Annotated in this window: 13 protein-coding genes; 6 read left to right on the top strand and 7 right to left on the bottom strand. The window is 45.5% G+C overall.

Annotated elements, in window-relative coordinates; translation table 11 throughout:
• Positions 1 to 16: 16 nt before the first annotated feature.
• Positions 17 to 790 carry an SDR family NAD(P)-dependent oxidoreductase gene (locus PQO05_RS05370; protein ID WP_273631647.1) on the bottom strand — a complete coding sequence of 258 codons (774 nt, stop codon included), beginning with the start codon at positions 788 to 790 and terminating at the stop codon, positions 17 to 19.
• A gap of 31 nt (positions 791 to 821) precedes the next feature.
• Positions 822 to 1847 (bottom strand): zinc-dependent alcohol dehydrogenase family protein, encoded by a 1026-nt coding sequence (locus tag PQO05_RS05365; RefSeq protein ID WP_273631646.1) that lies wholly within the window; start codon positions 1845 to 1847, stop codon positions 822 to 824.
• 235 nt (positions 1848 to 2082) lie between these two features.
• Here PQO05_RS05365 and PQO05_RS05360 point away from each other — a divergent pair, with 235 nt between their 5' ends.
• From PQO05_RS05360 to PQO05_RS05345, 4 genes are all read left to right on the top strand, one after another.
• Positions 2083 to 2823, top strand: coding sequence for an SDR family oxidoreductase (locus PQO05_RS05360; protein ID WP_273631645.1), 741 nt, complete (start codon positions 2083 to 2085; stop codon positions 2821 to 2823).
• Between the two features lie 61 nt (positions 2824 to 2884).
• Positions 2885 to 3637: an SDR family oxidoreductase gene (locus tag PQO05_RS05355; protein ID WP_273631644.1), complete on the top strand. Its 753-nt coding sequence runs from the start codon at positions 2885 to 2887 to the stop codon at positions 3635 to 3637.
• Between the two features lie 126 nt (positions 3638 to 3763).
• The gene (locus PQO05_RS05350; protein WP_273631643.1) at positions 3764 to 4060 is read left to right on the top strand and encodes an ArsR/SmtB family transcription factor; all 297 of its coding nucleotides are present in this window, start codon (positions 3764 to 3766) and stop codon (positions 4058 to 4060) included.
• Positions 4061 to 4062: 2 nt separating this feature from the next.
• Positions 4063 to 4515, top strand: a complete 453-nt coding sequence (locus tag PQO05_RS05345) for an ester cyclase (protein WP_273631642.1) — start codon at positions 4063 to 4065, stop codon at positions 4513 to 4515.
• Positions 4516 to 5068: 553 nt separating this feature from the next.
• Here PQO05_RS05345 and PQO05_RS05340 read toward each other — a convergent pair.
• From PQO05_RS05340 to PQO05_RS05330, 3 genes are all read right to left on the bottom strand, one after another.
• A complete protein-coding gene (locus tag PQO05_RS05340; protein ID WP_273631641.1) occupies positions 5069 to 5284 on the bottom strand; it encodes a hypothetical protein in 216 nt (71 codons plus the stop codon).
• A 959-nt stretch (positions 5285 to 6243) separates the two neighbouring features.
• The gene (locus PQO05_RS05335) at positions 6244 to 6900 is read right to left on the bottom strand and encodes an NAD(P)-dependent oxidoreductase (protein ID WP_273631640.1); all 657 of its coding nucleotides are present in this window, start codon (positions 6898 to 6900) and stop codon (positions 6244 to 6246) included.
• A gap of 409 nt (positions 6901 to 7309) precedes the next feature.
• Entirely contained in the window at positions 7310 to 7528 is a 219-nt protein-coding gene (locus tag PQO05_RS05330; protein ID WP_273631639.1) for a hypothetical protein, read from the bottom strand.
• A gap of 323 nt (positions 7529 to 7851) precedes the next feature.
• Between PQO05_RS05330 and PQO05_RS05325 the strand changes: the two genes are divergently transcribed.
• On the top strand, positions 7852 to 8145 hold the full coding sequence (locus tag PQO05_RS05325; protein WP_273631638.1) for a hypothetical protein: 294 nt from the start codon (positions 7852 to 7854) through the stop codon (positions 8143 to 8145).
• Between the two features lie 682 nt (positions 8146 to 8827).
• Here the strand turns inward: PQO05_RS05325 and PQO05_RS05320 are convergent.
• The gene (locus tag PQO05_RS05320; RefSeq protein WP_273631637.1) at positions 8828 to 9364 is read right to left on the bottom strand and encodes a hypothetical protein; all 537 of its coding nucleotides are present in this window, start codon (positions 9362 to 9364) and stop codon (positions 8828 to 8830) included.
• A gap of 235 nt (positions 9365 to 9599) precedes the next feature.
• Here PQO05_RS05320 and PQO05_RS05315 point away from each other — a divergent pair, with 235 nt between their 5' ends.
• Positions 9600 to 9923 (top strand): hypothetical protein, encoded by a 324-nt coding sequence (locus tag PQO05_RS05315; RefSeq protein WP_273631636.1) that lies wholly within the window; start codon positions 9600 to 9602, stop codon positions 9921 to 9923.
• A gap of 272 nt (positions 9924 to 10195) precedes the next feature.
• Here the strand turns inward: PQO05_RS05315 and PQO05_RS05310 are convergent, their stop codons facing one another.
• Positions 10196 to 12976, bottom strand: a complete 2781-nt coding sequence (locus PQO05_RS05310; protein WP_273631635.1) for a glycosyl hydrolase family 28-related protein — start codon at positions 12974 to 12976, stop codon at positions 10196 to 10198.
• Between the last annotated feature and the right edge of the window lie 925 nt (positions 12977 to 13901).

The following is a 13901-nucleotide window of genomic DNA, read 5'->3' as shown; positions in this document are numbered from 1 at the left end:
AAATGAACAGGATTGTTTAGCTGCGCTGGCCGCTGATCGTCAGGCCGCCGTCGACCAGAATGCTTTCACCCGTGATATAGGATGATGCAGGGCCCGAGAGCCAGACAACCAGTTCGGCAACTTCGCTTGCGTTTCCAAAGCGTTTAAGCGGAACCTGGGCTTCAAAAGGCACCTTTGATGCCGGATCGGGAAAGAACCGGTCAGACATGGGGGTGTCAATATAGCCCGGATTAACGTTGTTCACCCGGATACCTAATCCGCCGAGTTCGACGGCCATTACGCGTACCAAACTTTCCAATGCGGCTTTGCTGGCCGAATAGATGCCGGAGCCGCTAAAAGCGCCCCGGGCAAGCCACGAGGAGGTATTTACAATAGCGCCTCCGGTATTTTGCCGTTTAAATTGCGCTATCTCGTATTTGCAGGAGAGCCACACTCCTTTCAGATTGATCTCCATGAGCTGATCAAATTCTTCTTCCGTAGTTTCCTCCACTTTTGCAAATGCGCCTTCAATACCTGCATTATTGAATGCGATATCAAGCCTGCCAAATGTGTTGACCGTTTCGCTGACCAGTCGCTCGACTTCGGTGCTTTTGGATACGTCGGCTTTAATAAACCGGACATCGGGACTGATCTTTTTTAATTCGGCGGCCGCCCGGCTACCTTCTTCCTCCCTTCTGCCGGCTATGATCACTTTGGTGCCGTGTTTCAGAAATAAGGCGGCAGCTGCATAACCCATACCTGTCGTACCACCTGTAATGAGGGCAACTTTATCCTTTAATTGATGATCCATCTTTTTTCTATTGTTATGGTGAATTATTCGATTACGAAACCTTTATCACAATCTTACCAAACGGGCCTTTCGCCAGCTGCCCGAAAGCCTCCTTAGCCTCGTCAAAACTGTAAACGCGGTCGATCACCGGTTTAATCAGGTGCTTTTCCAGGAAGATGTTCATTGCTTCAAATGACCTGCGGTGGCCAATGGATAGCGCCTCGATCTTCGCATCTTTGGCAAATAAAGAGAATACATTTACCCTGAGTAGCGGATTGTTTAGAAAGCCGACGACAGCAATAGTGCCACCATACTTAATAGCTTGGACAGATCTGGTAATATCCCCGGCTACCAGTTCAATGACCTCATCTACGCCTTGACCCTCGGTCAATCGCAACACTTCCTTTTCCCAATCGGGCGTATGGGTGTAATTAATGAAATATCCCGCACCTAAAGCTTTGGCCTGCTCGCCTTTTTCGTCTTTACTGGTAGAAATGATCACTTTGGCACCAAGCGCAAAAGCGATCTGTGCGGCAAAAAGCGCAACCCCGCCTGTACCCTGGATAAAAACCGTTTGCCCTGCCTGAATGTTCCCCACTGCTTTTAGTGCATTCCAGGCGGTCAGCGCTGCGATCGGCAGCGTTGATGCTTCTTCATCACTTAGGTAGGCGGGCTTGGCAACAGCAGATTCTTCGTTGAGGACAATGTATTCTGATAATACACCGCTTAACGGCCAGCCCAGCAGGTAATTTGCGTCTTCAGGCATCCGCTGGCCATCAAGCCATTTGGTATAGACGTGCGTAACCACCTCATCACCTTCCTTAAACCGGGTCACTGCTGCGCCGATCCTAACCACTATTCCTACGGCATCAGAAGCCAGGGTAACCGGCCCCTCTTTCAAGATGTCTGATTTATAAGAGCCGTCAATAATGGCTTTATCCCGATAGTTGATCGATACGGCTTTGATCTGAATAAGCAGCTCATTTACTCCCGGCTCAGGGATCTCTATATCGTCCAGCTGCAGGTTTTCAATACCGAACCGGTGTAATCGCCAGGCTTTCATTATTTGCATTGTCATGTTATTTATTGGTTAAATGATACAGGACAAAATTCGGCCGCAGAGCAATGCCAAAACAGGTGAGAATCAAACCAAAAATTGCGAAAATCAAACCGGGATGTTCGTAACCGTGCTGATTAACATAGTACCTTACCAAATCTTAGGATTTTGCAACACCTGCTTTAACTCTTGCAATTCCCGGGCGGACGTAAACATGACCTTTGTATTGTCAATAAGGACGATAAAAACCACAGTCATGAAAACATTAAATGAAAAAGTAATCTTAGTAACCGGCGCCTCAAGAGGCATCGGTGCCGCAGTCGCTCAACAGTTAGCTGAAGCCGGCGCCAAAGTAATCGTTAATTATGCCGGTGGTTGGGAAGCAGCCGAAGCAACGGTAAATGCGATCAAAGCTAATGGTGGCGAAGCTATCGCCCTGCAGGCCGATGTTAGCAAAGCTCATGAGGTAGCTGCATTGTTCGATACTGCTATTACTCACTACGGCAGGATCGATGTACTGGTCAACAACGCTGGCGTAATGATCACCAAACTTTTAAAAGATACGACCGACGATGATTTCACCCGCCAGTTCGACATCAATGTCCGCGGCACCTTCAATACCCTGCGCGAGGCCGCAACCAAACTGGCCGATGGCGGCAGCATTATCAACTTTTCTTCAACAACCACCCGCGTGATGATGCCGACTTACAGCACCTATGTCGCTACCAAGGGCGCGGTGGAACAATTGACCAGGGTGTTCGCCAAGGAGGTAGGTGCCAGAGGTATCAATGTCAATGCTGTACTGCCAGGTCCCACCAATACTGAACTGTTCACCAAAGGCAAACCACAGGAAGTGATCGACCGGCTGGCTGGACTGAATGCGTTTAACCGTATCGGCCAGCCGGAAGATATCGCCAAAGTGGTGGCCTTCCTGGCAAGCGACGATGCCAAGTGGATCAGCGGGCAAACTATAGGACTGAACGGCGCTATGGCCTAATCAGCAATTCATCAAATCATTATCAATCAACAAAACCGAAAACACTTTAAATTTTTCAATTATGAACACATTAAATAACAAAGTAGCCGTTATAACCGGCTCAGCAAGAGGATTAGGTAAAGCTATCGCAGAACGTTATGCCGCTTTAGGGGCAGCCGTGGTGATCAATTACTCCCGTGATAAAGCGTCGGCCGATGAAGTGGTCAGCAATATAAAAGCGATGGGCGCCCGCGTGATCGCCGTACAGGCCGATGTCAGCAAAGTAGCCGAGATCGAAAAGCTGTTTGCGGCCGCTAAGGAAGCTTTTGGCAAGATCGACATCGTGGTGGCCAATGCCGGTATAGAGATGGTGGAAACCCCGGTAACTGACTTTACTGAAGAACAGTTCGACCGCCTGTTCGCCATCAATACCAAGGGCACCTACTTTACACTGCAGCAAGCAGCCAAACAGATCGAAGATAATGGACGTATTATTTACATTGCGTCTTCCACTACTTCATTCCCGGTACCCGGCATGGCGGTTTACGGCGGCAGCAAAACTACGCCTCGTTACCTGGTGGACATTCTTTCCAAAGAGATCGGCCATCGCGGCGTAACCGTGAATTCGATCATTCCGTTTGCCGTTGATCACTCGGGAATCTTCGCTGAAGAAGGTTCTTATCCACGCCTGCGACAGCAACTGCTGGACAGCTGTCCCATGGGCCGTCTGGCTGAAGTAGAAGATGTAGCCAATGTGGCGGAGTTCTTTGCCAGCGACCTCTCTTCTTTCGTTAACGGTCAGCATTTACTGGTTAATGGTGGCGCTACCAATTGATTGGAACCGGCGATAATTAAACCGGGCATCTTACCTCATGGGCCCGGCATGGTCATTTCAATATCAAAATATTCCGGACAGGTCCAAATTTTATTATTTCGGATTTTCCCGGAATATATTTGCCGCATGGAAATTTTAAACATTATAAAGGCGCTGGGTAATCCAACGCGCCTGCAAATATTGAAGTGGTTACAAGCACCCGAGGATTATTTCCCCGATCAGCAGGAACCACTCAGCACGGGTGTTTGCGTGGGTCAGATGCAAAAGGTTGGGAACCTGCCGGTATCTACCATATCAGAACATTTAATGGTACTTCAAAAAGCCGGGATACTGAGCTCCGAAAAGAAGGGTCAATGGGTGTACTATAAGCGGAACGATGACTTAATAGCCGAATTTTTAACCTGTTTAAACAAACATATTTAACCATGAAAACTAGTCTTCTACGACAAGGGGAATTGGCCGCCATGTCTTCCATAGACAAAGTCTTATATTTCTGGGACCATGTATGGAGTGCGCCTTATCACATCGATTTAATAGACGAATTGATGACCGATGACTTTATCATCACCAATGCCGGATCTGAAATCCAAGGCCGTGAAAATTTCAAACTGTGGGTGGCCTCATTACTTAGCGTTGTCCGGGAGAGCAATCTGGAAAATCTTGAGATATTCGAAAGCCAAGACGGGACGAGGGTCGTGTCCAGATGGATTTTCAGCGGACTGAATTATGGCATATTCAATCTGCCCGCTGCCGGCCAGCCAATCAGTTTTACCGGCACGGCAATATGGGAAATTAGGGACGGGAAACTCGCACACAACTGGGTAGAGCGAAGTGCGCTCGAGCTATATCAACAGCTTCAGGATCGTTCAGCTACATAACCCGAATAGATCGCATTTGCTCAGATATCTTACTCCCATGAGGTGAGTTCATGCAATTGTATTGAGGAAGCCGGATCGGGGCGGATATAAATTTATCGATTTTTGACAGACTTTTGGGAAACCTTCTATGCTAATATTGAAAGATAATTCCAGGCATTTCACGGAAAATGGGGCGGATTGTTTAAATGAGCCGGAAAAGACACTTCTTACCGAAAGGTTGCCAAAAGCTAAACGTTTCTAAAAAATGACGTTCCATGCGGGTGAATGTTGCTTTAGAAAAGCTGATAACTAAATGATTGTCTTGATTTACTATAACTTCTGAGCGGATTTTGCTGAGAACTGTATCGGTACAATCTTTAATTTTCAAAAAGACCTGTTTACGGGCGTGATTGGGTCAATCCTCGCCCTTCGTTAGCCTAGCAGACGGTTTAAACTTGACCATTTATAATAATAACAACTCTCATCAAATTTGTAATTTCCATGAACGTTCCCGTGATCTATCACTAAAATAAATATCAGGCGAGTCCTATTTAGGCAAATGGACAGGTCGCTTTTAACTATGCCCCATACGGCCTGTATGAAAAAAGAAAGTTGTTTCAGTAAAAAACGTAGATGGCGAACTAAGAATGTTTCCCCCGCTGATCAGCACTATTTCCGGCCTACACCATACTTTTTTCTTAAATACGGGCAATTCGTTTTCAGGCAAATTCATCAGCATTGAGCCTGCGTTTTGAGTTCGTTCATTTTTAGGTGTAACATGATCCGTCATACAACAGCCGTTTAATTTTTTTAAGGATTTCGGGAGAACCGCACCATAGTAGCCCTGTGATACGCAAAATTACAGTAAATGAAACTAAATATCCAAGTATTTGAATTAAGTTACCAGGTCAAATTACAGCAGATTTTAATTCCCCACCCAATCAACCTACACCACCGACGGACGAAAGAACGCCCGCCTATGGTTCTTCCCGTAATCTCACCTTTGCAGTCAGTTATATTTACACAACGACTTGATTAATAGGAACTTAGGCCTAAAAAAGAATGATGCTTTTTTTGACATGCCCTTGACCGTAGTGGTTAGTACCCAGAGTAATGTCCGATTATCAAACGTTCCAAAATGCCTCCTAAACCTTCTGCCGTATAAATTGCAATGGTTCACTTTTATATAACTAACATTTTCAGTTAACGCTCTTTTGATTTTAAATTCATGTTATAACTATTCCTCGTGCTCATTAAAAGAAAGTCAATTCAGTGGTTTCGCTTTCCCCCAGCATTCACAGCAACCTTTCCAGTCTTACTCATTTATGGAACAAGGAACACAGCCGGAAAAATACCTGCGTTATTTTTGGCGATCAATCAAATTCAGCGAAAAGTCATTGACCACCTGTAAACTAACAAGCATAAGAACTCGGACTGGGTGTTAAGCAAACCTGGAAGTGCGACTGGCAAAGTAGTCCGGGATATCCAAGCATTGAATCTGTCACCGGTGGAAATCAGTAGGCATTAAGTCGGGTTGTTTCTACTGGTTGCTGTTATTGCCGGGATATCGGTAAGCATTCCTGTCTCAGCATAGACTACCCTAACCTCCGCGACAGGTATAATGTGGTGTCCCTAAACTCAATATCATGGCCATAATACAATTTAAGCTGATTGTCGGCCTGAACTTAATCCTGAAAATAGATGCAGACGCACGTCGTCGGAATCGGAAAGGTTCCGGGTTTTACGATGCTATTTTTCAGCCAGCATTGGTGCTTTATGCACGTAGGTGTCACTGTATAATTCTTCGATGACGAATTTGGCCAGCACCTGACGGCTCATCTGAAATGGCTTAGGCGTACGATTGTAGCTGACCACCACGTCGCCAGCCGCCCTATTCTCATTTAACCCGACCGGCCGGACAATCGTCCAGTTGGTTCCGGATAGGCGGATAAGTTCTTCCTGCGCATTATGATCGTTAAAGATCACTTTGAAATTAGTGAGCCTTACTAAGAGTTTGACATACCAGGGTGCATATTGCCAAGAATCGCCGGCACCTACCGTGGACAGAACTATGATCCGTTTTACACCGAAATTGGGCATGACCTGTAACACATTTCGGATGCTGCTTTTCAACACCTGCGGACGATCGATTTTCCGAAGGGAAATAGCTTCGCTACGGTTTAATGGGCTTAATAAACTCAGCACTGCGTCGCACCCTTTTATGGCCTTACGGACATCACTAATGTTCGTAGGACTGCCTTCGATGATGGTAAGCCCCTCTTTGGCGCCAAGCTTGCCCGGGTTCCTCACCAGGGCAACAACCTGGTAATTTTTCGCTAGCGCCATCGCTATAGCATGTTGTCCCGTCCTGCCCGTTGCGCCCAATATCAACACTCTTTTTGCCATGCTTAAAAGGCCGAAATTACGCAATTCGCCGCAATTTACCATGCAGCATCAACTGAAATTCCAATTGGTGCTGCATGGTCCTGTTGTACGGTTTGCTGAAAGATGGGATTATTTGGCACCTTGGGGTTTTAATACTAATGCTCAATAGAATTCCAGTATTGCGTTTGATCCTAATCTCACATATTTCCTAAATCGCTGATCATTTGATAAATGCCGTAAACTCAGGGTCAGGTAATAATGATTGGTATTATAGTAGTGATTAAGTAATTGTTATCAAAAAACAAAAAAACAAATCTTACAACTATAGGTGATGTTGCTACGATTTTTATGGCGCTAGCCGACGTTCTCGGTGTAATAAGTTTTTGTTGGACATTAATTTTTTATTACAATGAATGCAACCTCAGCATGGCTATTGACAGCCAATTCCAATTTGAATGCCCCCAACCTGACCGCTATCATTGAGCAACAAACCGCTAGCTAATCTTTTAAAGTTCACATAACCGGGGACAGTTGCTGGCTGGTAGCTATATGGCGAAAGGCCATCGGATCGCTTTCCGGTTGGCTTATTCACCAAATGACCATCTGCAAGCCCAAAAATAACAGAGAAACCCGGCCAGATCAATTTCATGATCAGTTCCCTGATTGGGGCCTATGAGATGCCTATGAAGCATACGTGACCCTTCCTTCGGTAGATAACCCAGTTCTGCGTTTGACCACATCGCTAACACCAGACGCGCCGCTATTATTTCCTTTCTGGCCGCGGGACATTGTAGTACTTGGTACGAAAGGCAGTGATCTTTTGGTGGAAGGCGAAATCAAAGTTAACCAACTCGGCACCTGGTCCGGGCATTTATATTTTACTTTGACAAGGCCAAAGGCTGGATCGGTGCTGTATCTGCAGAACCTAACAGCGCTGGCAGATTATAATCAGGATACGGAAACATCCGAACTGTGGGCGGAATCTGGCCCGAGAGCGGTTTTTCCCTGCCGCCTACTTTAAATAATAAGCCGTTAGAAGGGGGCAAAAAATATGTGCTGAGTGAGGCTCTCATCGTTTTCAGTGAAGAGGTTCGGGCCGATGAGGCGACGATGGTACGGCAGTACCTGGACCTGACTGCGGCGGTTTATTTAAACCTGCCGAAGCCGGACACGAATTATCAAGATTGGCCCGATATCCTGCAAAAAGGGTATACTAATTCGTATTTTGGAACGTTATGCCTTCCGCGTACGGACGCCACTGAATAATATATCACCATTTTGTTGGGTGCGGTCATGAGCCGGGTCATTGTCTGCGCTCCGGATTTGTGTCAATAGTCGTTTGCTGTTTTTTGATTATACATCTGCACCGCCTGCCAGTGCTTCACGCCACACCAACGGTGCCGGGATGGCTGATCAAATCACGCCCCGGCAGGTAGGAGCATTACGTTAGACCGGTGTTTCAGTAACCAGTACTTTGAGCTTTTTGCTTTTATGATATATCTATACCCCCTTTGCCAGAGAATTATACAGGCACGACGGTCGATAGACAGGCAACATGTAGATCATTGCGCGGTGACAGCCGGGTCTGATAATATCTTTTTGAAAAATGATAAAGTGGTCAGTTTGATATTGGAATCTTCGATTATAGATGTATCTTGTGTCAATATTGATGCTTAAACGAATCCCAGAACATTGTATAAATATGTGCTGGATAAAATCGTTTGATCCCTGCCCCTTAATTAATGGAATAGCCTGGACAAAACCGGGCTATTCGTATTAAATGGCGAGCGGCTTTAAATATTGAATGAGAGTTGGTTTATATTCATGACCAGACCGGAATGGAGGTACCGTGTGATATTCAGGCTTTTTATGATGAAGGAATGAAATAATCATTCAACTGAGGTCGCCGGGCGCTTGGCTTCCGTAAAACGGGACAGGGATGCTGCCCTCAGCATAATCTAACCTGCGTAGTCTTACTGCTGATGTATTGTTTTAACAGTTTTATCTCGGCAGACGAAAGTATATCGCTTGTAACTTTATTCACATATTCAACACACCAGCTGGTGTGATAGTAATATAACGTTTTTTGATTGGCCAGGTAATAGATATCAGCCAATTTACCGGGTTTGGAACGAATATATGCCCCCGGTAAGATATCTGCCTCCGGCAAAAAGAACTCGCAATGTGAATCTCCATTAACGGTGGCCCACCCTACAGGACGTAAAGTCAAGTCCCCAGTCTGATAAGGTCCGTGCTTTTCCAGCAAATTAGGTTGTTTTGGCAAGATGCTCTTTTGGTAAAGGACGCTGTACATTTGCCTGTCCCCACCGCGGTAGAAATAAACAAATATACTGCCCGCCCCGCCGACGTATGGCATCGGTGAATTGCCTGAATTTGGGTTTAAAATATAGTTTCCAATATACCAACCCACCGTCTGTTCATGTAAGTCGGATATGCCGACTGAATTAATATTCCTGATATCCATATAGTTCACACCGAATCTAAAGATTAGACAAATTACGCTTACAATTACAACAGCCGCCCTCCTGATACCTCACCAAGCGAACAAGTATCCTGTCTATATTACTGGTTCTGAACGGGAAGCGATTAATACAGGGGGCGGCAAATTTGCCGGATCATAATCCCGCACCAGAAGATTACTATTCTTTTTGCATCCGGAACTACCTGACGCATTTAGTACGGCAGATATAGTTTTTTTCATGATCGGGAAATACAAGGCAATTTACGGGCAATGGCCAGGCTTGTCAATACCGCAAACGAGGGGATTTTACTTGATCTATGGTTCGCATCGGTCATTCTATAATTTCGCCATGCTGTTGACCGCCAATATCTGTTGTAAAATTTTTAACATGACTTCGCAGCGCCTGTTCGCTAATGAACAAGTCGAGGGCGATCTTGCTGTAGCTTTTGCCTCAGTATTTTTCAAGTTCGGTTCGTTGCCTTCAGCCGATCCTATATTTACAATTTCGATTGCTGATTATATAATCCTCGGCGGTCTTTTCCTGACCCCTTTATTGGCGTAGAGCGCCTGATAGGTTTTTTTAGCGGGTTAATTACAGAATCTTCCACGCTGCGGTGTTTGAGGCCGGACATTTGGCGAATCTATCATAGTTACTATATAAGGCATTAATAAAGCCCGTCATTTCTTCATGCTTTCGTACAAACGGTATTTTGAGCCGTTAATATGGCCAATGTAGCTATTGCTGATGCCAGGCATGTTCTCATAATAATACGTTGCATTAGACTAGCAATTGTCAGTCTGTTTGGGTAATAATGGTTCAGTGCAATAAATGTACTACTGCTTACCGAAAATAATATCAGAACCATAGATCTTACCCGATTTCGCATTATCTGCCCTGAACCCGGAGATATAATAATTGTTGGTAAGTTCGGTTGAAACACGACTCGTGCGCAGCTTCGCGTACACATTATCACCAGCAGCTTCACCTGTCATCGGGCGCGAGAAGTAAGAAGTATAAACGTGTACACTTCCACCTCTATTGTCTATGCCGGGCATGCCGGACTGTGTGAAGTTGGCCTGCTGGAAACGCACCGTACCGCCGTTGATAATGGCTCCTGTGGTGGGGCTTCCCCAAAATGCGCTGTTATACAGAACAAGTTGAGCATTGGGGTCAATTTTACCGTTGTTCGTTTCACCTCCCATCAAAACATATGACCTTACCGGCTCTGCTGTTTTTGTGGTAACCAGTTCGGAATTGACAGCGATTATTTTGGTGTTTTTATCGGCATCTTCTACAAATAAAGAATAAGAGCATCCATCTGATCCGTGACCGATAACGGTCATTTTTCCGGGGTATTTACCGGTTATGGCATCTTTCAGGAAGTGTATCCCATAGAATGACCCGAAAACGAAATTGTTGAATATTGTCTGGTCTTTGATATCAGCAAATTTTAGCGCACTACAGTTGGATTGTATGAAACGTGTCAAAGCTACTCCCGGATATCCCTGACCACCCTGGGGGAGCCGCGCTCCATAATGCGGGTTGAGCTGCATATTCCGGATAAATCCACCTATAGCACCTCCACCCACCCAAATGCCTGCTCTGGCCAATACGCCGGCAAAATAATCAACATAATGCCCGCTGGTATTGTAGGAAGCAAGATCTATTCCTTTATCGCCAACCACCGTTATGTTTACAATATATACGCCTGGGCCTTGTCCCTGTATCAGGAACGGGGTTACCCTGGGATGATCAGCGCTAAAACCGTCAGTTGCTATATTCAACTGTGCGATGGTTAAGCCGCTGATACCGGCGCGAGCCCCGAGTTGTATCAGCGAAGCGCCCTTTTCTCCGGCAGCACCGCCATCATAAGTAGTAAATATCCCAACACCACCGCTTTGCGTATGGTGCTGTACATCCCATGTGCCCCTTAGTTCAACCCCTGAAGGAATTTGGATAGGATTATTTACTAAATATCTTCCCGCAGGCAAATACACCGTGCCGCCGCCGGCAGCCTTAGCTTCGCTGAGTGCCATTTGCAACCGGGCAGATATATCTACCGTCGGCCGGTCGTCGTTAAAGCCTGTTGCTCTCGGCAAATCGGCTCTAAACACTTTACCTGATGCAGGCTTCGGATGTACTTGAATGTCTGTTATAAGGTTTTTAGGGATCGGATCAAACAAATACTCCTTGTTGTTTTTAATCTCAACCCTGGCGGCCTTGCTGTCATTTTTGATTTCCAGCTTGCCGTTATAACCGGAGTTCACCGATTTAAGTGTGTTGACATCTGCTCCCAGAAATACATGCCCGTCAGGTTTTTTAAACTCGGTTTGGGTGAGCAGCACATTCCCGTTGTTTACTTTAAGCGCGTAATCGCTGTAACCGCTAAACGCACAGCTTTCGAAAGCGATAACCCCATCGCTGCCATCGCTTACAACAGGGCCGGTAAAATCTACACCGTTAAATTGAACGGAAGTTTTAAAGTCGTTATAAAAATATACAGCCTTACCATCTTTTCCAGCCCCGAATGTAGAGTTGGAAATCAATAAGCCATAGGGATTAACCGCCTGAATATATAAACCGGTTCCGCAATCCTTGATATGGTTTTCGTATAACTGCGCATTAGGGCTATCGGAGAAACCCGGTTCCCGACCTACCCACATACCCGTTTTATAACCGGATACAGACAGCGCGGAAACATACTCCCAATCCGAGCGGTGCATGTTGAACCCTGTGCCGTTCGCTCTGGTATATCCGGCAACTTTTGCCAGTGCAGGGGAGCCAGGGAGCCCTGAATTAGCCCAGTATCCAGGATCTATTTTCACATGCTCAATCCGTCCGATGTCCGTGCATACATGCACCTCTATTCCAGTACTGAGGGCGGTCATATAGCTGTTCAAAACATAGTGCAGTTCACTTGGGGCTGAATAGAAACCGTTATAGGCATTTACGAGGGTTACATGCTCAATGGTCACACAGTCACCGCCTGGCTGAAATAATGTCCACGGATAAGGTTTAACATCGTTAATGTCCTGTTCTGGGTACCAGATGGACATGTTCGTTATGCCCGTCCCCGAATTCATATCTATAAACCGGTCTGCTATACTGGTATAGGTTGTGCGAAGTGCATTGCCTGCCTGAGCGTCGTTCCACCAGCTTTCAACCGTCCCATTGTAATTGGGTGCATTTTTGCCGGTGCGTACTTCAAGAATAGTCCCGAGCACTTTCCCATTATATAATTCGGGATCGGCCCAGTCACCGCGTAGCTGCACACCGGTTGGGATGTTTAGCACATATTGATACTTAAAGTCTTTCATGATTTGGTCAGTGCCCTGGCGCACTCTTACACTTTTAGTGGCAGTTTGCGTGCTGCGAAATTCATAATGCCCCGCCGGTACGTACACCACGCCTCCACCGTTTTTATAAGCTGCATCAATAGCGGCCTGAAAAGCCGCTCTGTTATCGAAGCCCGGCCTGGCTTTGGCTCCAAACTTTGGATCGGTCACTATAAAGTCTGATATCACCCAGTCTTTGGTGGGATAGACCGTTTTGATGGCTTGCCGGTTTATGTGCGGATTGTTTTTTCCCACCTGAGCATGAACCATATTTGCCATCAACAGGGCCATGATCATCACCGTTCCAATTATTTTTTTAATACTGAGGGTCGTACAAAAGACAGGACATTCCATGCTTACTCGGTTCTTGATATAGCTTTTCCAGGTTATCATTACGCTATTTAAATTATTTTGCTGCTCCATAAGGGCCCAAAATAACCGAACACGCAAACAAAACATTAATATTCAATTAACAGGCTCATAGCTACAATTTTTAATTAAGATTTCAGGTTCTGCGGGCTTCACGTACCATAAATATTTAAGGTACGGCAACAGGTATTACCAATCACATCAATCTATATCACGATCAACAGCATAGGGTATCATCAAGATGCCTGTAATATTCAAGGATTGGTTTTTATATCTCTTTTCTTAAACATTTCCTTTCTGTAACGAACGTAGTCTTTAGCGTCATCTTTTAGTGTCTAAATTGACAAGTAATTTTCATTAATCAGTTTGGATTTTGCGGACGTGTCTAAACGAGCGTAAGGTAAATGTCCAAAATCTTGTTAGTACTTAAATATGAACGAAAAGCCTCTACATCCCGTTTGCTTCCACATCCTGGGATTATTGTCAGAAACATTAGGGGCAGCAGATCCTCGTAGGAGTCAGAGATAGGATTCCAAGCCAAATATCGCCCCGACCTCATGACCAACAAACGATCAGTTAATTTCTGAGCTCATCGACAATGCCCTGAACATTTTCTTTATCCGAAAAAAAACACCGTAAAAATCTTTGGCAAACTGATAGCCCTGCCCGGGCATCCAATAATAGAGAGCGTACACCGGAGCTTTCAGTCACTAAAACCGAATACCCTACTCCTTGCAACCAACAAATTACCCCCAAGTAAATCGAGCTGTTATTTTACATTTGAAATATGAACGGGTCAATGCTCGTTTTCAGGAACCTTACACTCTATTAGTAC

It is taken from the genome of Mucilaginibacter jinjuensis (genome assembly GCF_028596025.1).
In the GTDB taxonomy this organism is placed as follows: Bacteria; Bacteroidota; Bacteroidia; order Sphingobacteriales; family Sphingobacteriaceae; genus Mucilaginibacter; species Mucilaginibacter jinjuensis.
This window is presented reverse-complemented; position numbering and strand designations above follow the sequence as displayed.

Bases quoted from the DNA above. Each gene is read 5' to 3' on its own strand.
- PQO05_RS05315 (WP_273631636.1), top strand. From the start codon at position 9,600: ATGATCGGGAAATACAAGGCAATTTACGGGCAATGGCCAGGCTTGTCA.
- PQO05_RS05360 (WP_273631645.1), top strand. From the start codon at position 2,083: ATGAAAACATTAAATGAAAAAGTAATCTTAGTAACCGGCGCCTCAAGA.
- PQO05_RS05335 (WP_273631640.1), bottom strand. From the start codon at position 6,900: ATGGCAAAAAGAGTGTTGATATTGGGCGCAACGGGCAGGACGGGACAA.
- PQO05_RS05350 (WP_273631643.1), top strand. From the start codon at position 3,764: ATGGAAATTTTAAACATTATAAAGGCGCTGGGTAATCCAACGCGCCTG.
- PQO05_RS05345 (WP_273631642.1), top strand. From the start codon at position 4,063: ATGAAAACTAGTCTTCTACGACAAGGGGAATTGGCCGCCATGTCTTCC.
- PQO05_RS05370 (WP_273631647.1), bottom strand. From the start codon at position 790: ATGGATCATCAATTAAAGGATAAAGTTGCCCTCATTACAGGTGGTACG.
- PQO05_RS05365 (WP_273631646.1), bottom strand. From the start codon at position 1,847: ATGACAATGCAAATAATGAAAGCCTGGCGATTACACCGGTTCGGTATT.
- PQO05_RS05355 (WP_273631644.1), top strand. From the start codon at position 2,885: ATGAACACATTAAATAACAAAGTAGCCGTTATAACCGGCTCAGCAAGA.
- PQO05_RS05340 (WP_273631641.1), bottom strand. From the start codon at position 5,284: ATGACGGATCATGTTACACCTAAAAATGAACGAACTCAAAACGCAGGC.
- PQO05_RS05320 (WP_273631637.1), bottom strand. From the start codon at position 9,364: ATGGATATCAGGAATATTAATTCAGTCGGCATATCCGACTTACATGAA.
- PQO05_RS05330 (WP_273631639.1), bottom strand. From the start codon at position 7,528: ATGAAATTGATCTGGCCGGGTTTCTCTGTTATTTTTGGGCTTGCAGAT.
- PQO05_RS05310 (WP_273631635.1), bottom strand. From the start codon at position 12,976: ATGGCAAATATGGTTCATGCTCAGGTGGGAAAAAACAATCCGCACATA.